We start from the raw sequence: 25,201 nt of genomic DNA on the forward strand, positions 1-25,201 counted from the left end.
CGTTAATAATGAATATAGTTAATTTCTGGTATGTCATGAATCTTTAAATGAACATATGCTATAGATTGATTCCTATTTATTGCAACAAGTAAAACTGTCTTTCCTTTCATAGGATTATATACATCAATTAATTCTCCTAGCGTGTACCATACATCACTACTTTGGAAATCAGACAACATGTTGTTTTTTCTTCTATATAAATTAGGGAAATCAATATCACTTATTGTTTTATCTAAATTTTGGAGAATGATATAATCAGAGTATAGATCTAGTTGTTTTATTAATTCTTGAATCTCAAATTTTAATGTATTTAAATTAAAATTACTTAACACACTCTTTTGAATTTGCATTCCATATTTTAATATCTCAATAGGTCCTTCTTGTCTCCATAACTCCAATCCTACTGCTGCATCTCCATAAGAATTAAATGTATGATTAAGATATCTGTTATCCTTTATTATCAATTGTTCAGTAGCAAGTAGTGTGGCATTTTCATTTTCCTCTAACAACAAATCTATTATTTCTAATCCTCCCAGGGACCCTACAGAACCCAAGTGAGTTATACCATAATAATAACTAGGGCTTAATTGGGATAACTCTAAAATTCTGGCCAAGGGTGGATTGCCAGATTGTCTGTCTGGAAAACTTTGTACTAATACTAATGCTTTCAATAAATCCTTATTTACATTGATTTTATTAAGACAATCAATTAGCAATGTAGCACTAGTAACTCTTTCTCCGTTAATTAGAATGGATTCAGTAACAATCTTGTTTTCGGGAATATTTTTATAATAGGAATCGACTTCAATTATAGGCTCTATAAATTTGTAATCATCGTTATTCTTTTTTTGATCTTCCACATACCATTTTTTATCCACAACGTTCAAACTAAAAGAGTGAATAAAAAGATTTCTTACTTTATCCTTAAACATAAGAAACCTTCCCTTGCATATATGATTGAAACAAATTGAGTTTCTGAATGTTTGAAGTTCCCTCCATGAATTCAAACCCAAACGAATCCCTAAACCACTTATTCAATAAAGGGTGTTCATAAAGAGCTCCCTCTCCCAGCATTACCAAGGACTCTTGTGATAACGACTTTACTAGTGAAGCAGCATTAATCTTAGAAATAGAAGCTTTATAACCTAATTTAGGATTTGAATCAATACTTATTGCAGCCTGCCGGATTAATCGTTGAGTAGTAATAATCTTAAATTTAAATCCTTCCAATTTCATCTTCTCTTCCAAAGTGAAACTAGTACGATTATCTAATATATAATCATATATTGCCCTTGATACCCCTAATGCCATTGCGGCTACGCTTGGTCTCATTTTATTAAATGTATTTATTATTCCCGTCATGCCTCGTTGAAACGGTCGAATATGTTGACCTATAATTTGATTGTTATTAATAAGACAGTCTTTAAATGATAAATGGCTTAATTCTGCTCCTCTTAATCCTAATGTGTCAATTGTTTCAGTTGTAAAGCCTTCCATCTCCTTTTCAACCAATACCATATCAATTCCTAGCGGACCTTGATTAGAACGAGCAAAAACGACTCCTATTTCGCCTCGACTACCGTTACCAATAAAGTATTTTTCGCCATTTAGTATATATTGATCAGCAGATGTTTTAAGTAGATTAGTTTCCATCAGGTTAGCATCCGATCCTTTATTTGGCTCTGACAATGCAAAAAAAGTCCAAGTGGGCTTATTAATTAGTTTCGAGTAATATTTATCTTTATGTTCTTCACTCGCTAAGTCATTAATTATAATTCCAGAAAGAGATGGACCTGGACTGGCAAGTAATACTCCGACATCACCATATGCGAGCCATTCTGCTGCAATCACTCTCTCTAAACAAGTAAGTCCAAAGTATTTATTATTATTTATTATTACAGGACTATCATTATAAGGCGCAGGTATCATCATTCTGGATAGAATGTTTAAACTCTCTTCTCCTAAATATTCGTAGATTTTCTCTGGATAGCAATCTATAATTAAGCCAATATTCCGAAAATCATTAGCGTATACTTGCATTAATTTTTCATATTCTAATATATCTACATTATTCATTTACTTCTCTCCATCTTAATATATTTAGAAAAGCAAACGATAAGTATACGTACTTTCCGATGCTATCACTCTTAAAACCGTGGCCACCTGCAAGATTTATAAGAATGTTCATTACATTATCGACTTCTTCATGAACATATCTGCTAGAAACAAAGCTGCTTGGCTCAGAATCATCATATATATAGTAAGAGAGTGCTGTTTGTAATCTAACTAGTATTTCAGCGAAGTCACCTTTTATCATTTGATTCTGAATCATAGGTATAGAACCTGTTGTTCGTTTAGTTAAATGAGCTTTTAATAATTCCATACACGAATAGGCTATACCTAAGCGGACAATGCCAATAAGTTCATTGAACTCATTACAGGTCATTATTAAATTTTGCCCTTCACTTTTATGTTCTTCAGTTAATTTATACAGCTTAATTTTTTCATTAGATAAATATTTATCTTCAATTAAGATATTTTTATTTTCCTCTAAAAACAATTGGGTTTTCCTTTCATTCAATAGATTTCCTTCTAAGTCAATTAAGAAATGTCCATTTGAAAAGTATGTATGAGACTCCTCTAATGATTGGGTGATCCAATTTAAACCTTCATAGAGACCTTTTTCCCGTATTAACTTTAAGATTTGTATGTAATATTCCGATTTACTTGTTAATAGAGTATTTTTCATTTTCTCCCCCTAATGTTGAAAAAGTGCAACTCCTATAAAACTTCCAATGCCTACACTTATCATCAAAAATTTATCACCTTTTTTTAAACGTCTTTGCTTAATTAGATAATCAAGAATAAGAAAAGAATCCGATGTATATGTATGACCAATATCTGATAATAGATCTAAAATTACACGTTCAAATGGATAATTGGTATATTTAACAAATGACTTCCAAGTCACTTTATTTACATTATGGGGAAGGATATAATCAACATCCTTCAGGGAAATATTTGCTTTTTTTAATACTTCACTAATTGCATTAATGATAAATGGAACATATCCTTCATTAAATTTTGCCATTTGTTCTGCTGTTGCATAATACCCCTCACAAAATCTTGTATCCTTTAAAACACTCAAAGCCAGCAATTGATTATCTGGAGTATTCTTTTCAATGATAACTGCAGAAGCGGCATCACCTATTACGGTTGAACGCTTAATATATCTCCCTTGAGATAACATATTAGTTTGATCACCTAATAGTAATAAGATTTTACTAATGTCTTCCCTCTTTTTTAACATAATTTCTGCTAACTGCAGGGCGAAAAACGATGAGGCACATGCAAATTGAGAAACCCCCATGGCGCTTACACCACCCAACCCTAAGGGTTCAAACACTTTCCTAAATAAATTATAATCATGAGGAACTTGAGCAGTTACAGAATGACCATATAGTATGAAATCTATTCCAATATTCTCTAGATCTGGAATTTTTGAAACTACATTTTTCAATGTTTCCTCCAACCGTTGATTGTACTCGACAATAGGTACTTGATTAATTCCATAGACACGCCTTAATAATAAAGCTTCTTTTCTTTCAAATTCCCCGAGTTCAAGTATTTCTTCGATTTGCATACGATTTTCTGGAATATACGATGTTATATTAGTTAATCCTATTTTCATTCTATTCACCGACTTGTATGAATGACATTTTATACAAGTTATCCTTTTCTTCCCCATCTATTAAAATAATTTCTGAGGAAATCCTGTTTTTTTCTATATATTTTGACAATTCAAAGAAGAGCTCTGTACAAAGATAACCACTTGAAGATGAAGCAATGCTATCCCAGTTTTCATTTGATAAACGGAAGTGATTAAGTTTTATAGAACTTCTTAAAATTAAACTTCGTTTTTCAGTATGTTTAATCAATTCGTTAGCTTTTTGAGATAAATCTCCATTCGACCAAGACTTCAACCCTAGGGACCCCGGTTTGCTGTCTGATTCCAAAATACAAGCTATTGATGAATCAACAATTTGTTTTAATCCAGATACTTTATAGGGTAAAGTTGATTGGTCTACAATAAGTAGGAGTGCTTTTTTACTTTTACCTGAAATAAAAGAATCATTTATTGATTTTATTGCTATAAATGGAGCTATAATTCCTATATCCGAAATAGCAAAACCTTTTGCCTTAAGAGAATACTTTTCAATTAGATTATTTACTGTCGAAACAGCAGGATCAATATTTGGTGTACAGTGTGCAATTACTAATAAATCAATGTCTTCTACTAAATCCTTTATAGGGTCAATCACTTGTGAGCACATATAGCTAAAAGACAAGTTTCTACCTTCTTCTAATAGCTTTTCTTCCATTACAAGACCATAAGATTTTGCTAAATCTTTTTGAAACTGAATATTAATGTTGTTTCGGATATAAGAAGATTTCTTAGTGAATGTCTTACCTACTATTTTGTTAATATATAGTTTACACTTCATGGGCAATCAGTTTTGTATTGTTTAGAATATACTTTGCAACGGTTCCTACTGTCTCAAAGTACTCCGGTTCTAAATCTTCTGGATTAATTTCAAGATTATCTATATTATCTTCTAATAACATTAAAAGTTCTAAAATTGAAGTAGAATCTAAATTTAGTGACTCTAAAGTCGTTTCCGGTGTGATTTTCACTTCTGAAGAAATATTAAGGACCTCCTTTAGCGACTCTTCGATAACTTGATATATCTTTTCCATAATAAAAACCTCCATTAAATTATACTTTTTCTGGAACTAAATCATACAGAGTTTGTTTTCCTAAAATATCATTAGCATTATCTCTATTTCTAATTAAATATGATTTACTGTTATGCATTAATATCTCAGCCGGATAGCCGTGACTTAAAAACAAAACCGGGGAGGCACTAGGTCCATATGCGCCTGAATTAAACACACCGATAAAGTCTCCTACCGACACTGTTGGCAATTCAACAAGCTTACCTACTAAGTCGTTAGGTGTGCATAAAGGTCCAGCTACATTATATAAATGTTTGTCAACGCCATCTAAGTTACATAAATTTTTCATTGGAAAATTCCGCTTAACAAATGAACTAATCCCAACTGCCGCCATATGACAATTTGTCCCTCCATCGGTAATTGCAAAGAGTTCACCCCTAGATTCCTTCAGATATCTAACTTTAGAAACAAATATTCCTGATTTAGCAACTAAATATCTCCCTAATTCCATAAATATTCTTGTGTAAGGAAACTTGTTTTTAAACTCCTTTATGACAGTATGGAGAGTTTCCCCAAGCTTTGGAAGATCTAATTCTTTTTCTTTCTCAAAATATGGAACTCCTAAACCCCCTCCTATGTCAACAAACTGTAAATTAAAACCTAGTTTTGAACTTATTAACTGGGACAATTGTAATATGTTAACTGTGTTTTGATAAATCTCACTATGTTCTAAAATTCGAGTACCCATATATACATGAATACCAATTATGTCAATATTAGATAAGCCCTTGAATGAATTGGAATCACTTAGAATAAATTCTTCATCTATTCCAAATTGCCGAGGTTTTCCACCCATAGTTAATTTAGATCCTTTAGTAATAAAACTAGGATTTATTCTTAATGCAACACTCGTTTTCTTGTTAAACTCTATCGAAATATCATTTATTAATTGTAGTTCCTGTATGGATTCACACACAATTGCATAGATAGAGTTTTCAATACAGCACTTAATTTCTTCTTCACTCTTCCCAGGACCTAAAAAAATTATATCAGCTGGATTTGTTCCAGATAATAAAACTGTTTTTAACTCTGCTAATGAAGATACCTCCGCCTTCGCACCTAAAGATTTCAAGTAATTATAAATAGTAATATTAGGATTAGCTTTAAGTGAGTAAAACAACTCTATTTCTTCAGGCATATAAGTTTTCAAGTCGTTGTAAGTCGTTTTGAGAACTTCACTATCATACCAATAGAATGGAGTTCCATATTCTTTCGCAACATCCTTAACAGAAATTCCTTGCATTTGAAAATCCATATCAAAGCCCTCCAGAATCTATACCTTATTTAAAATACTTTCAATTTGCTTATCCATATTGTTGATAGAATCCATGTCCTGTCCTATAATTATCCCGTATAACCTACCTTTAAAAGGTGTACCATTTTCGGTGAACCCCGCGTTAACAGTCGCAAAATTATTTATTAATAATCCTTCTCTTTTCTTAATAGAAAATACTAAATTCCCTAATTTGTTTTTTATCTCTAAAAATGGCATTATATTCTTTTTCTTAATTTCATAATGTTTAGCTAATGCCATCCTATCATTGCTAATCCACTCTTCTTGAATACGGTTTTGATAAGTAGACATATTAAGACGCGCATTAATCTCTAAATTTGGCCAGATTATATTATTTGTATCTAAAATTGCATCTATTCCCACTATCCCAAAGTACCCAGATTTGTATAATTGTTTTCCAATAAGATTTCCTGTTGTATAGAGATACTCGTTTTGCTCTGCTGTTAATCGTGATGGTATTATATGGCCTCTATGTATTCCCTTTTCAACAATACTTTCTTTTGATCCTAGGAAGTTAACCCTACCATCCCTGTCGATTAATAGTTGATAATTTATATCGCATTTCTTTTCTATCCATTTTTCTAATACATATGACATTGAACCATTATCAGACTTAGAATTATTTTCTAGTAATTTTACTATTTTTTGAAACCGATCAACTGAATTAATTACTTGAATCCCCTTACCTGAAACGCCCATGGATTCTTTTAATACTAATTTCCCACCTCTAGAAAGCTCTTCTTCCAAAAGCATGAAGTTTGAATGCAATTCCTCGATAGATTCACATTCTCCACCGGGAATCTGTTTAATACCTAATTTTTCATTAAGCTTTCTACTAAACACTTTACTATTGATTTTTTCAAATACCTCTGATTTTGGTGCTGCAAGAGGAATACCTGTAATAAAAGACAATTTCTCTTCTAGAGTCGAAACCCCAAGGGGCATTAGAAAAACATTTTTTTCACTCTTGCCTAACTTAATTAACTTTTCAATGGTTTCACTACAGCTTAAAATATCTTCTGTAATATTTTTAAAAGGGTCACTATTAGTTATATTCCAAACTCTAGGTATGTTCGTTTGCTCTTTAAGATACGTGTAATAATCAGAATCTAATGGTCTTTTAAGTATCACAACATCTTCTGATGATGCTAATAGAACTCCTAGTTCTTCCATTCTATTAACAACCTTTTTTGAGGAACCAATAGTTATGCTTGGCAATTTGATAGCATTAGAAAAACTCCAATGCTCCTCAACCTCAAAATTATTAATAAAGATGAAAGTAGCTTTTTCACTTCCAATCAACCCTCTTTTCAATGCTTGATTGAAATAAAGTTTATCTTGAAGAATATGCACTTTTTCTCCCCCTAATGTTGTATGAGCGTTACAGCAAATGTTGCACCAAGACCAACCGAAACCATTAAATAGTAGTCGTCTTTACTTAACATATTATCCCTTACTGCACTTTCGTAATTTATAAAGGGATCCGAACAAAAACAATGACCTAATCTAGATACATTTTCTAGATAAATTTTACTAATTGGATAATTTAATGCTTTAGAAACACTTTTCCAGGAAGAATAATTTACATTATGCGGAAGAATTAATGAAATATCTTCTATTTGCAAATCAGCTTCAGCAACTGTATCTTCAATTAATTTCGCTAAGGTAGGCACATATATTTTCTCAAAATCTTTTTGATTTTCTTCAGAGATACTTAATCCGTCTGCATATTTACCTAATATTTGAGTTTTGGTATTCAGCACTTTGTTATTTATGCTGTCTTTACTTAATAGTACTGCTGCAGATGCCTCACCCATAATAGTTGTATTATTTATTAGTTGAGCACTTGGGGTAAACACTTTTTCACCAGTAAGTATTAGAACCTTTTCTCTATTATTTTTGGTATTAGTAAGTAAACTTTCTGCAATATCTAAGGCAACAAGACTAGAAGCGCAATTTTGTTGAGTAACGGAAAAACATATTGCATTTTTAAAAGGGAAAATCTTCTTTATATCCTGAAAGATATTTCTGGGGTATGGATAGATGTTTTGTATGGTGTGGCAATAAATAACATATTTTATTTCTTCCTCTAATGTGTTTGTAGCTTCCAACATCTCTTTAATAGAAGGAAATAATAGGTTAAGTAAGTTTTTTTTGTTGTCCATTCTTATTTCTTTTAAACCATGGATTTTCTTAAATAGCTTCACTTGATATGCTTTAAGGTTTAAATATTCCTGCAATTCATCAATACTAACAGCATTTTCAGGTATGTAAGTTGAAATATGCTCTATGCACACCATATTTATCATCCTCTTGTAATTTGAATAAAAGAAACTTCATATTAAGTAATATGAAGTTCCTAAAATAATCTAATTAGCAACGAATAGTAATATTGCTACAACGAATTGTTGCGTTAACACATCGAACCACTAAATCCCCACGATTCTTTAATTCTTCTGTTTTAATTGGAGTTGCTTTGATATTCATTTCTCTCACCTCCTTTCAAGTTAAAGGCCAATACATTGGCTATAGTAAAACTACAAAAATTTGTCACTGTAATACTCAGAGAAATATTTAAACCGAGCTTGCTGGTATCAATAGTTACTTGTCCATTCATATTATCTATTTCTATTTTCAAAAACGAAAAATCTTTCCCCATATAACTTCCAAATGCTTTATATGCTGCTTCCTTTATTGTTAAACTAGAAGCTAGTAAATTTATTTGATCATTATAACTAAGAGAATTAAATTCAATTTGTTGCTTCTTATTTAATAATAATTTCTGCAAGCTTGATTCGTTTCTTTTTAGCATTCTTTCAATTTGTTTATGTTCAACAATATCTATACCAGTTCCTACTAACAAATCCCCCCACCTTTAAGTAGTACTTTTTAATTATGAATTGTTTTTTCAAGTTCATTTTGATGTGTTTTATATGTTGACTTAATCATATCCCAGAAAGAAAAATTATTGTATTGGGAAAATTTTAAAAATAGAGAGGAAATAAATCTGTAAGTTATCATTTTTTACCTTTTTTGTTGTAAAATAGTTAAAGAATACTAGAATAACATCACTATATGAATAATATGGAGGTTTGAATTTTGAGGTTGGGTTCGCTTCTAAAATACTACCGGACAAAATTAAAAATGACTCAAAGTGATCTATGCGACGGGATATGTTCTATTCCTCATTTAAGTAAAATTGAAAACAATGAAAAAGAAGCTAATATTGATACAATAAATTTATTATTAAATAAATTAAATATAAATATTGTTGATGTAAAAAAAAGTGAAGAAACTATTAAATCTTTACTAGATGAATTAATAGAAAATATTATTTATCTTCAGGAAGAAAAAATAGACATTACATTCAAGGAATTGAATCCCTATTCGGAATTTGTTGGATTTTCCTCTTATATCTTTATATACGAATTATACAAACTAAGATATTACTTGTTTCAGAAAGAAATGGATAAAGCTTACGAGCAAATTAAATGGTTAAATAAACAAAAGAAAAATTTTTCCCAACATGAAGAGCATTTATTTTTATATTTCCATGGTGTATACTTCATTCTGAAAGGTAGTTATAAAGAAGCAGATACTATTTTACTAGATTTATTAAATAACAATGTTGATATGGGTATTCATAACGGGGAATTCTTCTATCATTTGGCATTGGTAAAAGGTAATTTAGAAGAATCAGGATATGCTATTCTATACGGTAAAAAGGCATTGCAATTTTTCACAGATACTCATAATTTTAAAAGGATTTTACATGTATTAATGACTCTGGGGATTAGCTATACTCAATCTAGCCTCTACGATGAAGCCTTTGATTGCTTTACGCATTTAAAGAGAAATACAGAAATATTAAAAGACACTACTCTTTTACCTTTAGTTTTTCATAATCTAGGTTTACTCATGAGAAAAAAAGGGGATTTCAGTCTAGCTATCGAGTACTATCAAAGAGGATTAGAACACTCTGAAGAAAACTTACATTATTCTATGGTTGGAAACTATGCTATAGGGGAACTTTTATTTTCTCAAAATTCTCTACAAGCTGTAGAGAGATTCACTAAAGTTAATAATCTTGCAAGAAAATTAAACAACAAGAAATACCAAATTTTATCTACATACTTTCTTCTCGATTTAGTTAAAGGTCGTAAACTCTCAATAAAATACCTAGAAAAACGGGCTTTGCCTTTTCTAGAAAAAAGTAAAGAAAATAGAGAGACCTTTCATAATTTTTGTAACATTCTAGGTTCTTACTATGAAGAAGATAATAATTATGAGAGAGCCATATATTATTTTAATAAGAAAAGGAGTTTATTATGAAAAAAATTATTCTAGTTTTAATTCTCGCCCTTCCACTACTCTCTGTAACATTGGACCAAACTCAACTTAATGTTAAGCACAAAGAAATTATTGTATCATATGATCACCCCATTTTCCCTCCAGTTGGTACTATAAAGCTTTAAAACTATATTTTATAGGAATTTAAAAAGCCACTTGGAAGTAATTTATATTCCAAGTGGCTTTTTGTAATTATAGTTAAAATATGTCTAAATAAGCAGCAGAAAAAACTATTTCTATATTAAAATTCAGAATAGTTCCATGCAGCAAACCCAACTGATTTTGGAATTTCACATATATAGAACCTTTATCTACCTTCCTGTCAATTCAACCATCCTCGCCCGAACCCGCTCGAACTCCCAAACATCCACTTCTCCCACATCTTCCTCCCTATAAAACTCTCCAAACCACTGCCCCTTATAACTCGGCACCACATGCATATGATAATGACTTAACTCATTAAACACTCCTCCATTTTGGTTAATGGTGATGCCGTCTGGATTATAATATAGGTGCTTCAACACTTTGGATATTAAAATAGAAGCTCTCATAATAGCATTGGCCGTTTCGTCATCGAGTTCGTCGACATCTAGGAAATGTTGTTTAGGCAGGATTAAGGTATGTCCTTCGTTGAACGGGTCGTGATCTAGGAAGCATGTGACATAGTCATCTTCGTAGACCATATAGATGGTTTCACTTTTGTTGGCTAATCGGCAGCCTAGGCAGTCTTTTGTCGGTTGCATGGTGGACACCTCTATACTGTTAATTTCACAAACTCTCTAAATTTCTCTTCTTCCTCGATAAAAGGATTATGGTTTGATTCCTCGAAAATAAATAATTGTGACTGCGGGATGAGTTCCGCCATTTCGATACTAAAATCCACTGGACATTGGGCATCGTGTCTGCATGCATAGATATAACTTGGTACATTTATATCCTTTAATTGAGAGCGAAGATCAAAGTTCTTTACTTCTACTTTTCTAAAATAATCGAGGTTTTCTCCAACAGTTCGACCACTGTTTGGACGATTGATAGCCTCTTTTAATTTTTCCTCTGAGTAGTAGGACATCAAGGCCCATTCATATCCTAACTTTTGACGTTCTTCTCGCGGGGTATTTGAATCGTTCAATAAATCCATAATCTCAACTATCCGTTGAAAATGCTTGTTTTCTGCGCAATAAATACTATCTTTGTGCGCGCCGTATTCTTTACTCGCTGCAGCACAACCTGCAATTAGTTTTGTTAAAGAGTGCGGGGCATCAATTCCATATTGCAGTGCCAACATTCCACCTGTTGAATGTCCTGCAAATGCCCATCTCTCCAACCTTAGTGCTGTCCGGATGGCTTCTAAATCTTTAACAGCTTCTTTCATACTAAGCTGATTTTCCACTTCAGCCTTTACAGAATTACCTGCACCTCTCGTATTAATTAAGTAAACTTTATAATGCTCCGTGTACGGGTTAGCTAACAAACTGCCACGTTCATCAAAAGCCATATATAAATGTGTAGTAGCTAATGGATCTCCTTGCCCCGCAGTGAAATATTCAAAGGCGCCTCGTTCTGTTTCAATAAACCTTTGTTCCCACATAAAATTCATCCCCTCTACTAAAATACTCCCCCTCCAAAATCCCATAAATCGCACAATCTTTATACTGACCTTTGGAATTCCGAATCATATCCCTCACAATCCCCTCTTGCATCATCCCTGCCTTGCTCATGATGCGGCCTGACGCTGGGTTGTCGGTGTTGTGTGCAGCAGCAATCTTATGAAGATTCATGTGCCGAAAGCCAAAATCGATCACGGCGCGCAACGCTTCCGTGCCATACCCCTGATTCCACCACCGATAACCGAGGGAATAACTCACCTTGCAATTTCCGGTTGCCTCATCAAAATCATACAAATCAATCTCGCCAATCAGCTCTCCACTATCCTTCACCTTCACTGCCCAATAACAAAAATCTTCCTTCTCATATTGCGACACAATATCGGCCACTCTCTCCACCGTCTGCGAAACAGCTGTATGCGCCGCACTCACTCGATTGTCTGTCACCCGCTCATCTGAAATCCAGTGATCAAACACCTTCTGGGCATCACCGAGTTCGAACTTTTCTAAGAGTAGCCGATCTGTTTCTAGCTGTGGTGTTCCGATATATGTAATCATATTGCACCTCTTTAGTGGGGTCCCATAGCGGTTACAAAAAAATTAATGTTCTGTTTCTCCATCTTCGTTATTCACACAAAGTGCTTCCGCTATTTCTTGTATCCGTTTTTTTGTTATTCCGTTTCTACTTTCCACAGACAAAGGATGGTCTGTTGGTTCTAGCTCAATAAATGGTCTAATTCCACCTGTTCTGTGGTGGACCTTTGCCTTCAAGTTAATCGTATCAGGATAACAAGGCAATGCAGTAGAAAACCAACCAAGCATTGGTTCTAGTAGTTCTGGATTATTCCAGTGTTCCTTCACTTTCTTATAATTAGCTTCACTCAAGGAGACCCAAGCTCCCCATATAAACTCTTCATCCATACCAATTATAGGTATTTCTAAACAACCCCGGATAAAAAAGTGTTCATTGTCCATCACGCATAAATCCTCACTTAGTTCGAACCTTTCTTCCCGTTCTTGTGCATCGGCAACTTCATAATAAGCTGGGGCGCCGTTTCCGTAACTAATCGGAAGTTCATCGTGGTATTCTCCGCAGCAACTACACGTGTATCCTTTTATTGATGTCATTTTACACCTCTGTTAGTTTTTGCCGACATTAAAAACACTGCAACGTAAATCTCACCCGATCAAACCGCTTCTCCATCAAGTCCTCTTTCTCCATACAGAAGTACAACATGCCACTATCTCCCCACATGACATCTGCCAGTTCTTCATCCGAATCTATTTGAAACAAAAGCACAGGATCCTTTCCATCTTCAAAAAGCTCCTCCAATACATCATCCTGAATATTCAACGGCGCGCCCAACATATAATGAGCCGGTACCATTTTGCCATCCCTGTCCTTTGGTTGCACTAGCTCCTGACGGAAATCAAAGTAATTCGTTTCATCATCATCATCTGCAAAATCCAGGTGCTCGGGACTTTCCGGCAATGTTACGATCGTCTCAAAAGAAAGTTGAAACGCTGGAAACGCAACAAACTCCGTCCTACTACTCGGACTTTCCTTCCTCTCCAACTCCCCTAAATCTCCATCAAAATAAAGCACCTTAAAGCATCCCTCATCTTCTTCAAATCCCCAAGGTTGCTCCAGCGCCTCATAAAATAAATACAAGATGCCGCTCTCAGGCAGCAGATTATCTTTGTCACAGGGCTTTGCTTCTGACAGATTAACCTGAAGCATAAAAGTGAGATAGTCATCTTCATAACGAGGAAACTCCCAACCCGCAGGCATGTCTGGGGAACCGCCTATTTTGGAAGAGCCAACGGGAATGTCCGTTTCATCTTTATTAATTTTATTGAGTTTAATAGCACTTTTAAAACTGTCCATAATAGCGGACTTATGGTGTGATAGGTTGTGTTCACTTAGTAATTGGTCGACTTTTTGCATTATGGAGTGCCTCCTAAAAAAAATTATAGTTTTATATAAAAATTAAACGAATTCCACCAGAACTGGCATATGGTCACTAAGCTTTATCCACTCTTCAAAACTACCCACCTCAAAATGTTTCAATCTATCCAAATAGTTACGTGAGGTAAAGATAAAGTCCAAATGAAATGGTCGCTCTTGCTTCCTCCAATAATAATGAGTTGGCTTTGTTTCCATCCCATGCTCTTCATTAAAAAAGTAGTGATACCCACTTTCTATATCAGCCGCCTGCAATATGTCCACAACAGCGGTATGGTTGCCCACTCTTTTAATGTGGTCGAACACTTTGTTGCTGTTCCAATCACCAACAATGAAGCATGGTTTTTTAAGTAACTCTTCGTAATAATTAATAGCATGAAAGATTTGCCCTATATAACTCTCATACTTCGTATTAGCCAGTTGCGCCCATACTGCGAGGAGAATGAAATTTTCTTGCCCTGAAACCTCTAAAGGTACAATATATCTGAAGGCGTGATTATATGAAGGATGCAGGTTAATCTGAAAAGAATCACTCATACTTAATACCCCAAGTCCCTTGTTAGGATTATCACCGAACCACATGAATTGACTGATCCCTTTCTCACTATCTTTCTCTTTCCACTTTTCCCGTGACTCACACTCAGGGATGATAAGAATATCGGCTTTCATAGGCAGTACATGGTCTATCTTATCTCTAAAGCACATGGTACAGTTCCAAGTGAGGATTTTCATTGGAGTGCCTCCTTAATGGGAATTATACAGGCTGATTTTTATGAAATGTAGCTTACTACTAATCCACTCTCTGTAAACTCTTCCTCAAAAATCATACTAAAATAACCATAATCATCTTCCTTACAAACGGCTTTCCTTTCTTCCACGATTCCATCTGCTGAAAAGTGGTACGCCCATACTCTCTGTGTCTGTAAGCTTTCATCAAAATACCTATACACCATAAGCGCATTTGATTGCTGTTGCTTATTTCTATGTAAAACTAGATTGTTTAAATAGGATATACGTTCTTCCGAATCCACATATAGAATTCCCACGACATCATTAGGAATAAAGGCTTCTTCGGTCTCAGAAAACAGCTTTTCGATTGTTTCTTCATCCTTCATTGGGAGACTTTCTCTTTCTAGATGAAGTGCAAGATAGTGATAATTCTCCGGTTCCTCCCGCTTGTCCCACTTCCACCATGCTAAATCCATAGGACGTGAACGATTCTTTGACTTATCAAACTTTGAATCTTCTATAAAACTTTCAAACCCCAGCATCTCTCCTAAGTCAGCAAAATAATTAATTTCTTTCTGCGTAAACATGGATCTATTATGTAACGTAGTTAAATTTAATTTCCGATAGTTTTTTAGAAACCCTTCAAAGAACTGCATGAGGTTGAGGTGTGGTTTATTCATGTTATTCAAATCCTTCTAGTTAACTTAAATGTTAAATTCTTTCTTAATCACAGTCATAAATTCCCGAGCTGATTCTTTATCAAATTGAATAGATTGACTAACTTTTCCCCTGAATTCTCTTTGGTTCGATCCATAGGTATCTATCTGAAGTATTCTATTCCCTTCATTATCTATAAAACTTGTATATGTATTATCCACTTCATTATGAATTGCATTTCTTCCCTTCGTTATTTTCTTCATAGTGTTCCCTTTAATTAAGGCCATTTATTTTCCCCCTAGATATTTGTAGTGCTATATTAAGATTCTACAAAAACCTACAATATCCTTTATTTTCCACAATAAAAAGACATGCCTAAACATGTCTTTTTACCTACCAGCTAATCTTCCACCTCAACCAAAAATAACTTCTCCTCAAACCCACCACGCTTCTCTTCCTTTTCCCTACGAACCTTCTCTACCTCTTCTATAGAAGATCCATGGTAACCAGCTAATGCATGAATGACCTCAAGTAAATCAGCAAGCTCCTCTACAGCTTCCTCATTTGTCTCCGCTGCACAGTACTCATCTAATTCCTCATAGCTTTTTAACCTAAGATACTTTATATACTTGTCATCGTTCAAAACTTTAGCGGTATACCTCTTCCCAGTTCCTTCAATAATCTTCGGAATATTGTCTCGGACTAGTTTATTGTATAGTGGCATAATTCAGCTCCCCCTAAAATACAAAGACACTTATTCAGACTTTATGGATGTATGCTCTATGTAAGAACATATGAACGATTATTCTAAAAAGAGTTTTTTTCAAAGTATTCAATTAGTGCCGTTTCAATCACTTTTGATCGGCTCATCTCTTTTACATCTGAGAAAATTTCAATTTTACTCAATAAAGATTTGTTTATTAGCACTATTGATTCCATTTTCCCATCGTTTTTCTCTTCCATGAAGTTACTTTTTTTCTCACGTTCAGAGATTAATTCTCTTAAAATCTTTATCTCTTTTTCAGTAAAAGAGCTTGTATTTTGTTTATCACTTCCAAGTACTTCATCGCTTCCCTCAATAGGTTTATTCTTCACTTCAATTTTTGAATAAGGTAGATTTACCTCGTCAAATTTCTTCTTTAAAGCTTCGGCAACTACCCCATTTTTCTCCAAATCATGAAAGTTTATCTTACCTGATATTAAATCTTTAGAAGTTTCCTCAAGGAGTTGCTCTCGGGATTTTAATGTCCATTTTTTAAACAAGCTGTCGTAAGAGAAACCATTTTCCTTTAACAACAGTCTAATTTCTATTGATGATATACCGAACTCTTTTTCTGCTTTTGAAATAGAATTGATTTCGTTAATAAATTTTACTATTGTCATAATTGGGATTTCGTTTACCTTTTCTTTGATGTTTTGTGCATCTCCAATATCATCCCTCTTGAATTGTTTCTCCCATTTTTTAGATTTACTACTGTATCTAAATCCGGCATCCTCAATTTTTTTTTGCATATTAGCTGAGAATTTAGCACGGAATTTTCTGCTTTTTGCATACTTTTGTGAGTAATCATAGATGGTAAAACCCTTATTTAATTCAGTGACTATGTCGTGAATTATACCTAGTTCACCATTTGGATGAGATTGCCCAAAAAAGACACTATATTTTTCCTGAGATTTGTCATTCTCTTTCTTTTCAATCAATTCAGTAGATAGTATCTCTATACTGTCGAAATACTCAGTTATGGCTTTGGAATTCACACCTTCTTTGTTAGTTATTTTTGTGAATAATTCTAAACCCTTCTTGGAATAGAATAACTCTTCTACCAAGTATTCCAGATGAGGAAGTTTATATTTAATTTTGTATAATTTGCCTTTATCGATTTTATAAAAATGTAATGTTTCAACAAACTTTCTTTTTTCTAGAGTAAGGTAATATCTTGTATTAATTCCTAGCAGTTCGTTGATTTCTAACCCAGTTATTAATTTTTCCTCTTTATAAATGATAGATTTTAATTCCCCATTTTCTATAGATGTCACAAGGAGCAATTCATCAGATAATTTCGTATAGGAGTCAGTCCCTACCCTATATGTTTCTTGAACCCAAATCTCTCTGAGACTCGCGTTTAATACATATGAATCAATATTAAATTCATGAGAAATAGAGTCTACGCTTTTCTTATCGATGTTTAGAGCTCGTAATATTTCATTTAAATTTACCGGTACCTTATAATTATTTGAACCCACCCATCTCTTTTGGTAGTTCCTATTTAATAATTCATTCTCTAAAGTGTCCGAAGTTATCTTTAATTCACTTGCTACCTTACTCATTGATATACCCTTATATAAATTAAGTACAGCGTTCTGTATTTGATTTGATGTCAGCTCTTTTTTGCTAATGGTTCTCTTAGTAAGACCCAGAAAAGTCATTCTTTTTAATAATATTTCTGAATCAACATCTAAGAATGTCGCAATATCATCAACACTTTTACCCTCAGACAAAAAAGCTTTAATTCTTTCCATATTACTATCAATAAATTTTTCTTCATTTTTATTTACTACATTATTTACAATATCCAATATGTCCATGTAGAACATCCTTTAATTTAGTTTTTTAGAATGAAAGCATATCCGCTATGCCTTTAAGATTACGATCTTTATCATTAACTTCATTTTCTATACTTATAATCATGTCAAAGTAAGAGTTTAGGGCAAGTTTTGGGTTTTCCATTAGCTTACTATTTATAACTTCTAGGCCACCGGCTGCATATTCTTCAAAAATAGTCATTTTTCTATCGAATGCATCACTATTATCTTTCAAAATAGATATATCATTGCTTTCTGCTAGGGCAATGGCATTTATTAAAGCTTCATCTGTTTCCAAAGTAAATACGGTCCAAGGAATTCCTTCTGCTGAACCAGTAAAAGGTTTGCGTTTCTTTTCCATAAAACCTATAGATCCAGCTAACATAAATACATCTTTATACGTAGCAAATATGCCGAATTCACTGGAGTCAGTTAATGCTTTATATATATCTTCTTGCTCTTTTGGACGTCTTATTCTTCTTCTAGACATGGACTTTGTTCACCTCAATAGCTTCTGTAAATTCATAAGGTTTCTCTTTGTTTTGGCGTGGGTCATTGTAGGACAGTCTATATTCCTTTCCAATTAATCCAGCCATTTGTTCCTGAACCTCGCCCCTCCATTGTGAGGTAGATACAATTACTATTACTTGATCAGCAAGTTTGTGGATTCCTTTAGCAATTCTTTCTCTATGATCAGAATCCAAAGCTCCAAAAGGAGAATCCATGACTAGTGGATATATTCCTCCTTCATCAAAACCAGATTTGTTTTCTTTTTTAAATTGTTCTCGTGCAATATCAACAATAGCACCTATGAATGATAAGCTTGTAATTTGACGTTCGCCTTGTGACATTCCTACTATATTTCCTTTATCATTAATAACATTTAATTCGTAATTATCCGCCAGCTGTACTTGATAACCTTTTCTTAAGAATTGTGAATACACACTTGTAATTCTTTCTTGTAATTGAGCTTTCACAAGCTTTTCACGAACATCTAATATTCCTTGCATCGTATTTTCTAGTTGAAGGCATGTATTCATTCTCTTTTGTGTAAGCTTTCCTTTTTGTTCTAATGATTGCAGCTTTTTCGCCTCATTATTTTTCTCAGTAATCTCTTCCAACGTTTTTTCTAATTCTGCATGGATTACTCCAATCTTTCTGTCAATAGAACTTTTTTGATCTACTAGTTTCTTCCTCTTTTCTTCTAATTTCACTATTTCTTCAGAGTCCTCACTAGTAAGGCGGACACTAATTTCTTCAATTTCTTCGTTAAGTTTTTTAACTAGTTGGTTTCTATGAACCTCTTCTTCCTTTAATCTTTTCATATCTTTAAGCAGGTTATCTTTTCTCTCTTTTATTACCTTTAAGTTACTTGCAAAATCAATTATTTGATATTTGCTACGAGTTTCTGATATTTTATCTATTATGTTCTTTAAGTGATCCCAATGAGTTGAACCATCAGTGAGTCTTTCCCCACAAATACATACTCCATCTCTCATTAAATGCTCTACAAATGCTTTGCTTATACCTTCGCTCGGTTTCGAGTCACTATTTTCTTTAATTATCTCATTTGCCTTTTCGATTGCTGGAAATGTAAAGGCTAAATAACCTTGTTTACTTAGGAGATCAATAGTCTCTTTTTTAATTTTTTTTATTGCATCTTGCTCTTTATTTAACTCTTCAGTTTTTGCGTCTCTTAGTTCCTGTAGTTGCTTAGCTCCTTCAATTTGTTTCATCCTAGTCTCAACTTCTACGATCTCTTTATTTATCGCTTTGATATTGCTCTTTTGCAATGTGTCTTCTTGAAGCAGTTCTCCTCTTCGCTTTTCTAATTGATCTAATTCATCTAGGATAGACACTGTTTTGACGTCACCATGTTTTTTTAACTCATTACGAAATTTCACTCTTGCTTTTTCTGTATGATTGATTGCTCTTTCTAAAATCTCTAATCCCATAATATTCTTGATTGCTTTTTTTACATCATCAGAACCGCTATCTTTCGAAAGGTTATCAATTCTTTCCCCATCAAAAAAGAAGTAAGTTCTTAAATCCTCCGGAAGTATTCTATTCAGCTCCACAGTAGGGTTATTAATTGCTTTCAATAATCCAAACTCATCTTTGTAGTCAACAGATATTGTTGTTTCTAAATAGGTAATATCACTATTAGTTTCTTTCCTAGCTATTGCCTTTCTAATGGCAGTATACGTTCTTCCATTATCTTGAAAAACAATGCGTACCCAGCCTTCTATAGTTTCTCCAGGATCTGCGATCGCAACGGCGTGTTCATTAATTACATTTGTTCCATTGGGCAAATTTATAATCCCATAAAAACACCAACTGAAGGCATTTAGCAAAGCCGTCTTTCCTGATCCATTCTCCCCATGAATTACCGTGACATTTCTTGTAGTAGATTTTGAAAAATTTATTGTTTGGTTTTGATAATATTGACGGAAGTTATATAAGGTAATTGATTCTATTAGCATTATTCTGTAATCCTTTCCTTAACAATATTAACGATATCACTTACAATGGATGTGCCTTGAAAGCTCTTTAAATGAAGGACAGCTTTCTCAGCCTCTAATATTTCCTTTAGGATTAAAGTATGTGTGTCTGGTAGTTCTGCTAGCAGAGCTTCTATTTTCTCTCGTTCTTGACTCATTGTTGATCCCTCCTAATTTTTATACATCTAACAAATGATACGCCTTCTTAAATTCCAGTATACTCTCATGTGCTACAGGACCATTAATTGCTATATCTGCGAATTCTAGAAATCTGTTAAGTTCTCGTATTACCATTTTCCTCTCCATATTAAATAATGATGGTTCAATATGGCGGATCTCGTCTAGGTTTCTTGGGATGACAATAAAATCATGAATATACGAATATTCTTTACTTTTGTGCTTACGTAGCACCCTACCCCTCCTCTGTATAAATTCTCTAGGATTGGTGCTACTAGAGAGAATATAGGCTCTTTGGGTAGCTGGTACATCTACCCCTTCATCTAAACATTTTATTGCTACCAGTACCTGCAGGTCTCCTTCTTCAAATTTTTGAAGAAGTTGTTTTCGTTGTTGTTTATCTTCCCTAGATGTAAAAGTATGTACTCTCATATCCAATTCGTTACCTAACAACTTTACTACTGCATCTATCTGTTTTTCTCCGTCTGTCCAACTATCACCACAATAGACAATATTGTGTTTTGAAATTTTTTCTTGATTCATTAATTCTTTGAGCTTCGAAAGCTTATTTCTTGCTCTACTAAGGATACGTGCTCTTTCAATTAATAGTGACTGCGCTGACTTTGCATCTTCTCCTTTTACATTTCCATCTTTCGGGAAGATCTTCACCAGTTTTCTTGTAATTTCATAATATAATTCACTCTCATCTTCATCTAAGTAAACTAGATGAGGATAATAGAAGTACTGTGTTAAGAAACCTTTTTCAATTGCTTTATCTAGTCCAAACTCAAACACGGTTTTTCCACCAAAGTAATCTATTAACTTGGTAGTACCTTCTTCATCAAACCATCGATTGGGTGTTGCAGAAAGTGCGAGGCGATAAGGGATTGATTTAATAAGCTTGTTCCTATTATTTTCTGCTCCGAGATGATGCGCTTCATCAGCAACAAAAACTACATCACCATTTAGTCTTTTTATTAACAGCTGCATATGCTTAGATGAATAAGTTGAGTTAGTCGTTATTAAGCAAAAATGTTTTGTGATTCCTGACTGGAAGGCAGTTATACTATTGGAAAGATCTTCTTCCCATAAGCTTCTTGAACTATATGCAACTATAGGTTCCATATTAAATCGCTTTATATCTTCTACCCACTGATCTACTAGGTGAGTATAGGGGCATACAATAATGACTCCTAATCTGTTAGATACTTCCCATAGTTTAGAGATTGCAGAAAGGGCTGTGATAGTTTTCCCTGTACCTGTGGCCATTTCCAGGAGACCTTGGCATTCATTTCTAAACCAGCATCTAATCGCCTCTTGTTGATAATCGCGAATAAGATAACCCTTAGGAATAACAGGATATTTTTCTCCATAGTTGACTTGGTTTTCTCTCACGATCAATTCCGGATCAATCTTTTTGTATGTGGAAATCTTATAAGAAAGAATTTTTTCTTTTACAGCTTGTGGAAAATCCATAACTTCAAGGTAATTTGTTTTATTATTCCACAACTTATTAAAATCGTTGTTCTTTTGCTCTACTCTAATCTTTTCGTTAGGTAGCCATGAACAAAAAACATCAATGGATTCGAAGTTATTATAAAGACCGCCTTCAGTTTCATTAGAAGAACCAGAAAATGCAACTTTATTTCCAAAAGTATCTTCCATAATTCCCAGTTTCTCGTGATAGATTCCAAATTTTTTTGAATCTGACATCACAGCGATTTTAATATCTAAACTATCATTTGCAATGAGCCAAGCTAAGTAATTCAATCTCTCTCGTTGCAATGGCGTATAAGTCTCTATATCTAAAGAACGGAGCAAAGATTCTTCTATTACTCTTTCCCTTAATTTGTAACCGCTTTCTATCATCTCAATATCTTCTTCTTCTAAATGTGGAGATGCTATAAGTTGCATCTTTCCACCTTTGCCAATTAGCTCTGAAATTCCCTTAGCAGCCAACATTAGAGAACCACTAGAAAAATAACCAACTGCTCTCTTATATAAAATGCTTTTCGATAAGACTGGAATATAAAAATTCTCTATTATATTCCCTTCTTCATGTCCAGTTCTATATTGATAGGAGATATTTAATTCTTTTAAACTCATTTAACCTCTCCTTTATTTATAAATATAAAAATCATTATCATTATTTTACAGTTTATGCAATAGTATGACAATTACATTAGAATATTAATTTAGTAATTTACTACAAAATTATCACATACATTACTTCCCAATAATTGTTTTGTGATATATTGTAAAATTCACAGCTTACTATGATAAAATATTTACTGTATGTATTTTATATAATAAAGGTGATATAGATGAAGGAAGTACAAAGAAGAGAGCTTGAGCTTTTGGCTAAGATATGTAACAAAAATGGGGTTCCATTAAAGCTGGCAAAAGTTCTAATAAAAACAGCAGAAAAACATTCTTATGAAAATGTTAGTGCTTCAACGAGAGTTACAGAATACCAAGAGTTAATTAATTTCCAAATGAAAAACAAATAAATACTATGGTGATAAAATATGATTCTAAAAAAGCTAATCTTTGATAATTACAAAACCTATTATGGTCTTCAAGAAATAGATCTTTATATTCCAAAAGAAGTCAGAGATGAAAAAACCCAAAACATTATTCTCTTGGGTGGACTTAATGGTGCAGGTAAGACAACAATATTAAAAGCAATACTTTATGTTCTCTTTGGTAAGAGAGGTATGTCTGATACCGAGTACAAAAGGCTTTTTTCTAACGTTATTAATAATACATTTTATAATGAAGGTGGACGGGAGTGTTCTCTTACCCTTGTTATAGAAACTGATGCAGGAGAAGAATGGACATTAAAAGTTAAGTGGTATTTTAACCAGCTTAAAAAGATGACTCACGAAGAGAGAAATTTGAATGTTCGAAAAGCCGGCTCAAAAATGGCTAAGCATGCCAGAATTGACAATATTGAAGTTTATAACCGCTATATTGATAAGATTATCCCTTATCATGCTGCTCCATTTTTTATTTTCGATGGTGAAGAAGTTAAAGAAGTAATATTGAGACAAAATAGTGAAGAAATGAAAGAAGCTATTCATAAGATTACTGGAATGGAAGCTTATAAACAATTACTAGTTGACTTACGTACTTTAAAAGGAAATATAGAAAATAAACTAGCACGATCGGTTAGTCATTCCACCTTAACTAACATTCAAAGTCAATTGAAAGAAAAGGAAGTAGCAATTAGTGAGTTAGAAATTAAAAAGAATAAAATACAGACAGAGATTAGACATTATGAAAACTTAATTAAGGAAGCTAAACAAGAGCGTAATGAGATTTTATCAAAAAACTCTAAATCTAGAGAAGTTATTATTAAACAACAATCTCGAGTTGCAACAGAGCTTGACATGTTGAAGAAAGATTTAAATCTCTTCTTACATGAAAATATGTATAACATCATGCTCAGAGAAAAAATACAGAAAATGAAAAAAAGGCTAAAAGATGAGCATTCTATTTCTCAAAAGAAAATGCTACAAGATTCATCCCTTACTCCTTACCGAAATTTCATTAATCAATTATTGAATAAAAGTATTAATCCTCCTCTTTCAAGCGAGCAATTGGAGCAGTTAAGAATTCTCGGGGAAGAGGTATGGATTAAAGAAAATAAAATAAGTAATGTCCAACTAGATATGGAATTTATTCATGATGTTACTAGCAAAGACTATACATTCCTAACAAATATTGCAATTAAGGATAAATACCAAGTTTCAGAACTAATTAATAAAATTGAGAAGTTGCAACAAGAGTTAGATGCTTTAGAAAGTGATATTAGAAAAGCTCCTGAATCTGTAAATATTGATAAAGAAAACAATAAGATAGATTTACTAACAAAAAAACTTGGTGAACTTGATCTCAAACGAAAAGCTATACAAAAGAAATACAATGGTGCAGTAGAGGAAAGAACAAGTCTATTAAACAAGTTAACTCGTATATCTGGTCAAGATTCAAATCTTGAAGAATTGAATCAACAACTTGAAGATGTTGATAAAACAATTAAGACAATGCAACAATATGTAAGTGAAGTTACAGTAATGAAAGCGACTTACATTAAAGAAGAGTTCTCCTTTATGCTAAAGAAATTATTTAGAAAACAAGATGAGTTTGGAAAAATAGAATTTGACTTAAACACTTATTCTATACGTTTATATAATGATCAAATGCAGGAAATAAGCATTCAAGAACGTTCTGCTGGTGAAATGCAGATGATATCATCTGCATTAATTTGGGCATTAACTAAAGCTTCAGATTTAGCACTGCCTATGGTGATTGATACTCCATTAGGAAGACTAGATAGTTATCATAGAAACCATCTTATAAACCATTATTATAAAGAGTTAAGTGAGCAAGTGATTATACTCTCTACTGATACAGAGATCACCAAAGAGTATGTTGAGCTTATGGAAAGTCACTCTTACAAGCAATACATGCTGGACTACGATGAACGAAAGAAGTACACCATCATCAGAGATGGATATTTTGAATATGCAAAGGGTTAAGG

At 33.2% G+C, this 25,201-nt stretch carries 27 protein-coding genes; 3 read left to right on the plus strand and 24 right to left on the minus strand.

Translation table 11 applies throughout. The annotated features are described in order from the left end of the window. Nucleotides 1-2 precede the first annotated feature (2 nt). The 10 genes from HF078_RS10640 to HF078_RS10685 all read right to left on the minus strand — a co-directional run bounded on the left by HF078_RS10640 (nt 3) and on the right by HF078_RS10685 (nt 8,954). The gene (locus tag HF078_RS10640) at nt 3-932 is read right to left on the minus strand and encodes a hypothetical protein (protein WP_169291129.1); all 930 of its coding nucleotides are present in this window, start codon (nt 930-932) and stop codon (nt 3-5) included. Then, nucleotides 925-2,076 (minus strand): acyl-CoA dehydrogenase family protein, encoded by a 1,152-nt coding sequence (locus HF078_RS10645; RefSeq protein ID WP_169291130.1) that lies wholly within the window; start codon nt 2,074-2,076, stop codon nt 925-927. Before HF078_RS10645 ends, HF078_RS10640 begins: the two co-directional genes overlap by 8 nt. Continuing rightward, complete coding sequence (locus HF078_RS10650) at nt 2,069-2,749, minus strand: acyl-CoA dehydrogenase family protein (RefSeq protein WP_169291131.1); 681 nt, start codon at nt 2,747-2,749, stop codon at nt 2,069-2,071. The genes HF078_RS10645 and HF078_RS10650 overlap by 8 nt, the downstream gene beginning before the upstream one ends. Before the next feature lie 9 nt (nt 2,750-2,758). Beyond that, a complete protein-coding gene (locus HF078_RS10655) occupies nt 2,759-3,691 on the minus strand; it encodes a 3-oxoacyl-[acyl-carrier-protein] synthase III C-terminal domain-containing protein (protein ID WP_169291132.1) in 933 nt (310 codons plus the stop codon). A gap of 1 nt (nt 3,692) precedes the next feature. Then, nucleotides 3,693-4,382 carry a hypothetical protein gene (locus HF078_RS10660; protein ID WP_169291133.1) on the minus strand — a complete coding sequence of 230 codons (690 nt, stop codon included), beginning with the start codon at nt 4,380-4,382 and terminating at the stop codon, nt 3,693-3,695. A gap of 112 nt (nt 4,383-4,494) precedes the next feature. Continuing rightward, on the minus strand, nt 4,495-4,758 hold the full coding sequence (locus HF078_RS10665; protein WP_205831582.1) for a phosphopantetheine-binding protein: 264 nt from the start codon (nt 4,756-4,758) through the stop codon (nt 4,495-4,497). Nucleotides 4,759-4,777: 19 nt separating this feature from the next. Then, nucleotides 4,778-6,052, minus strand: a complete 1,275-nt coding sequence (locus HF078_RS10670) for a type III PLP-dependent enzyme (protein WP_169291135.1) — start codon at nt 6,050-6,052, stop codon at nt 4,778-4,780. A gap of 18 nt (nt 6,053-6,070) precedes the next feature. Next, entirely contained in the window at nt 6,071-7,444 is a 1,374-nt protein-coding gene (locus tag HF078_RS10675; protein WP_169291136.1) for an ATP-binding protein, read from the minus strand. A gap of 11 nt (nt 7,445-7,455) precedes the next feature. Beyond that, nucleotides 7,456-8,400, minus strand: coding sequence for a 3-oxoacyl-[acyl-carrier-protein] synthase III C-terminal domain-containing protein (locus HF078_RS10680; RefSeq protein WP_169291137.1), 945 nt, complete (start codon nt 8,398-8,400; stop codon nt 7,456-7,458). 152 nt (nt 8,401-8,552) lie between these two features. Continuing rightward, complete coding sequence (locus HF078_RS10685) at nt 8,553-8,954, minus strand: 4'-phosphopantetheinyl transferase superfamily protein (RefSeq protein WP_169291138.1); 402 nt, start codon at nt 8,952-8,954, stop codon at nt 8,553-8,555. 236 nt (nt 8,955-9,190) lie between these two features. Between HF078_RS10685 and HF078_RS10690 the strand changes: the two genes are divergently transcribed. After that, nucleotides 9,191-10,423 carry a helix-turn-helix transcriptional regulator gene (locus HF078_RS10690; protein WP_169291139.1) on the plus strand — a complete coding sequence of 411 codons (1,233 nt, stop codon included), beginning with the start codon at nt 9,191-9,193 and terminating at the stop codon, nt 10,421-10,423. Nucleotides 10,424-10,752: 329 nt separating this feature from the next. Here HF078_RS10690 and HF078_RS10695 read toward each other — a convergent pair whose 3' ends face one another. The 14 genes from HF078_RS10695 to HF078_RS10760 form a co-directional block, all read right to left on the minus strand. Next, entirely contained in the window at nt 10,753-11,184 is a 432-nt protein-coding gene (locus HF078_RS10695) for an HIT family protein (protein ID WP_169291140.1), read from the minus strand. 11 nt (nt 11,185-11,195) lie between these two features. Continuing rightward, the gene (locus HF078_RS10700) at nt 11,196-12,029 is read right to left on the minus strand and encodes an alpha/beta fold hydrolase (RefSeq protein ID WP_169291141.1); all 834 of its coding nucleotides are present in this window, start codon (nt 12,027-12,029) and stop codon (nt 11,196-11,198) included. Beyond that, entirely contained in the window at nt 12,007-12,603 is a 597-nt protein-coding gene (locus HF078_RS10705; RefSeq protein WP_169291142.1) for a GNAT family N-acetyltransferase, read from the minus strand. Before HF078_RS10705 ends, HF078_RS10700 begins: the two co-directional genes overlap by 23 nt. A gap of 42 nt (nt 12,604-12,645) precedes the next feature. Beyond that, on the minus strand, nt 12,646-13,173 hold the full coding sequence (locus tag HF078_RS10710; protein ID WP_169291143.1) for a DUF2199 domain-containing protein: 528 nt from the start codon (nt 13,171-13,173) through the stop codon (nt 12,646-12,648). A 28-nt stretch (nt 13,174-13,201) separates the two neighbouring features. Beyond that, nucleotides 13,202-13,993, minus strand: a complete 792-nt coding sequence (locus HF078_RS10715) for a YwqG family protein (RefSeq protein ID WP_169291144.1) — start codon at nt 13,991-13,993, stop codon at nt 13,202-13,204. Between the two features lie 42 nt (nt 13,994-14,035). Further along, nucleotides 14,036-14,743: an exonuclease/endonuclease/phosphatase family protein gene (locus HF078_RS10720; RefSeq protein WP_169291145.1), complete on the minus strand. Its 708-nt coding sequence runs from the start codon at nt 14,741-14,743 to the stop codon at nt 14,036-14,038. A gap of 38 nt (nt 14,744-14,781) precedes the next feature. Then, nucleotides 14,782-15,420, minus strand: a complete 639-nt coding sequence (locus tag HF078_RS10725) for a hypothetical protein (protein ID WP_169291146.1) — start codon at nt 15,418-15,420, stop codon at nt 14,782-14,784. A gap of 24 nt (nt 15,421-15,444) precedes the next feature. Then, nucleotides 15,445-15,684, minus strand: a complete 240-nt coding sequence (locus HF078_RS10730) for a methionyl-tRNA formyltransferase (RefSeq protein WP_169291147.1) — start codon at nt 15,682-15,684, stop codon at nt 15,445-15,447. A 113-nt stretch (nt 15,685-15,797) separates the two neighbouring features. Further along, on the minus strand, nt 15,798-16,121 hold the full coding sequence (locus tag HF078_RS10735; protein ID WP_169291148.1) for a nucleoside triphosphate pyrophosphohydrolase: 324 nt from the start codon (nt 16,119-16,121) through the stop codon (nt 15,798-15,800). 83 nt (nt 16,122-16,204) lie between these two features. After that, nucleotides 16,205-17,983 carry a hypothetical protein gene (locus HF078_RS10740; protein WP_169291149.1) on the minus strand — a complete coding sequence of 593 codons (1,779 nt, stop codon included), beginning with the start codon at nt 17,981-17,983 and terminating at the stop codon, nt 16,205-16,207. 25 nt (nt 17,984-18,008) lie between these two features. Next, nucleotides 18,009-18,470: a DNA phosphorothioation-associated protein 4 gene (locus tag HF078_RS10745; RefSeq protein ID WP_169291150.1), complete on the minus strand. Its 462-nt coding sequence runs from the start codon at nt 18,468-18,470 to the stop codon at nt 18,009-18,011. Next, nucleotides 18,463-20,463 (minus strand): AAA family ATPase, encoded by a 2,001-nt coding sequence (locus tag HF078_RS10750; RefSeq protein WP_169291151.1) that lies wholly within the window; start codon nt 20,461-20,463, stop codon nt 18,463-18,465. The genes HF078_RS10745 and HF078_RS10750 overlap by 8 nt, the downstream gene beginning before the upstream one ends. Next, on the minus strand, nt 20,463-20,639 hold the full coding sequence (locus HF078_RS10755) for a hypothetical protein (RefSeq protein WP_169291152.1): 177 nt from the start codon (nt 20,637-20,639) through the stop codon (nt 20,463-20,465). The genes HF078_RS10750 and HF078_RS10755 overlap by 1 nt, the downstream gene beginning before the upstream one ends. Nucleotides 20,640-20,658: 19 nt before the next feature. Then, on the minus strand, nt 20,659-22,764 hold the full coding sequence (locus tag HF078_RS10760) for a DEAD/DEAH box helicase family protein (protein WP_169291153.1): 2,106 nt from the start codon (nt 22,762-22,764) through the stop codon (nt 20,659-20,661). A 218-nt stretch (nt 22,765-22,982) separates the two neighbouring features. Between HF078_RS10760 and HF078_RS10765 the strand changes: the two genes are divergently transcribed. Together HF078_RS10765 and dndD are read left to right on the plus strand one after the other, a co-directional pair. Further along, nucleotides 22,983-23,168: a DNA modification system-associated small protein gene (locus tag HF078_RS10765; RefSeq protein ID WP_169291154.1), complete on the plus strand. Its 186-nt coding sequence runs from the start codon at nt 22,983-22,985 to the stop codon at nt 23,166-23,168. A gap of 18 nt (nt 23,169-23,186) precedes the next feature. Next, on the plus strand, nt 23,187-25,199 hold the full coding sequence (gene dndD / locus HF078_RS10770) for a DNA sulfur modification protein DndD (protein WP_169291155.1): 2,013 nt from the start codon (nt 23,187-23,189) through the stop codon (nt 25,197-25,199). The last annotated feature ends 2 nt before the right edge of the window (nt 25,200-25,201 follow it).

The organism is Bacillus sp. RO2 (assembly GCF_012911845.1).
In the GTDB taxonomy this organism is placed as follows: Bacteria; Bacillota; Bacilli; order Bacillales; family Bacillaceae_I; genus Sutcliffiella_A.

What these genes read in the sequence shown, in the direction of transcription:
- HF078_RS10700 (WP_169291141.1), bottom strand. Translation starts at nt 12,029, where the DNA reads ATGTGGGAACAAAGGTTTATTGAAACAGAACGAGGCGCCTTTGAATAT.
- HF078_RS10725 (WP_169291146.1), bottom strand. Translation starts at nt 15,420, where the DNA reads ATGAATAAACCACACCTCAACCTCATGCAGTTCTTTGAAGGGTTTCTA.
- HF078_RS10645 (WP_169291130.1), bottom strand. Translation starts at nt 2,076, where the DNA reads ATGAATAATGTAGATATATTAGAATATGAAAAATTAATGCAAGTATAC.
- HF078_RS10665 (WP_205831582.1), bottom strand. Translation starts at nt 4,758, where the DNA reads ATGGAAAAGATATATCAAGTTATCGAAGAGTCGCTAAAGGAGGTCCTT.
- HF078_RS10765 (WP_169291154.1), top strand. Translation starts at nt 22,983, where the DNA reads ATGAAGGAAGTACAAAGAAGAGAGCTTGAGCTTTTGGCTAAGATATGT.
- HF078_RS10740 (WP_169291149.1), bottom strand. Translation starts at nt 17,983, where the DNA reads ATGGACATATTGGATATTGTAAATAATGTAGTAAATAAAAATGAAGAA.
- dndD (WP_169291155.1), top strand. Translation starts at nt 23,187, where the DNA reads ATGATTCTAAAAAAGCTAATCTTTGATAATTACAAAACCTATTATGGT.
- HF078_RS10715 (WP_169291144.1), bottom strand. Translation starts at nt 13,993, where the DNA reads ATGCAAAAAGTCGACCAATTACTAAGTGAACACAACCTATCACACCAT.
- HF078_RS10735 (WP_169291148.1), bottom strand. Translation starts at nt 16,121, where the DNA reads ATGCCACTATACAATAAACTAGTCCGAGACAATATTCCGAAGATTATT.
- HF078_RS10660 (WP_169291133.1), bottom strand. Translation starts at nt 4,382, where the DNA reads ATGGAAGAAAAGCTATTAGAAGAAGGTAGAAACTTGTCTTTTAGCTAT.
- HF078_RS10745 (WP_169291150.1), bottom strand. Translation starts at nt 18,470, where the DNA reads ATGTCTAGAAGAAGAATAAGACGTCCAAAAGAGCAAGAAGATATATAT.
- HF078_RS10670 (WP_169291135.1), bottom strand. Translation starts at nt 6,052, where the DNA reads ATGGATTTTCAAATGCAAGGAATTTCTGTTAAGGATGTTGCGAAAGAA.
- HF078_RS10710 (WP_169291143.1), bottom strand. Translation starts at nt 13,173, where the DNA reads ATGACATCAATAAAAGGATACACGTGTAGTTGCTGCGGAGAATACCAC.
- HF078_RS10695 (WP_169291140.1), bottom strand. Translation starts at nt 11,184, where the DNA reads ATGCAACCGACAAAAGACTGCCTAGGCTGCCGATTAGCCAACAAAAGT.
- HF078_RS10750 (WP_169291151.1), bottom strand. Translation starts at nt 20,463, where the DNA reads ATGCTAATAGAATCAATTACCTTATATAACTTCCGTCAATATTATCAA.
- HF078_RS10640 (WP_169291129.1), bottom strand. Translation starts at nt 932, where the DNA reads ATGTTTAAGGATAAAGTAAGAAATCTTTTTATTCACTCTTTTAGTTTG.
- HF078_RS10720 (WP_169291145.1), bottom strand. Translation starts at nt 14,743, where the DNA reads ATGAAAATCCTCACTTGGAACTGTACCATGTGCTTTAGAGATAAGATA.
- HF078_RS10705 (WP_169291142.1), bottom strand. Translation starts at nt 12,603, where the DNA reads ATGATTACATATATCGGAACACCACAGCTAGAAACAGATCGGCTACTC.
- HF078_RS10655 (WP_169291132.1), bottom strand. Translation starts at nt 3,691, where the DNA reads ATGAAAATAGGATTAACTAATATAACATCGTATATTCCAGAAAATCGT.
- HF078_RS10680 (WP_169291137.1), bottom strand. Translation starts at nt 8,400, where the DNA reads ATGATAAATATGGTGTGCATAGAGCATATTTCAACTTACATACCTGAA.
- HF078_RS10650 (WP_169291131.1), bottom strand. Translation starts at nt 2,749, where the DNA reads ATGAAAAATACTCTATTAACAAGTAAATCGGAATATTACATACAAATC.
- HF078_RS10755 (WP_169291152.1), bottom strand. Translation starts at nt 20,639, where the DNA reads ATGAGTCAAGAACGAGAGAAAATAGAAGCTCTGCTAGCAGAACTACCA.
- HF078_RS10760 (WP_169291153.1), bottom strand. Translation starts at nt 22,764, where the DNA reads ATGAGTTTAAAAGAATTAAATATCTCCTATCAATATAGAACTGGACAT.
- HF078_RS10730 (WP_169291147.1), bottom strand. Translation starts at nt 15,684, where the DNA reads ATGGCCTTAATTAAAGGGAACACTATGAAGAAAATAACGAAGGGAAGA.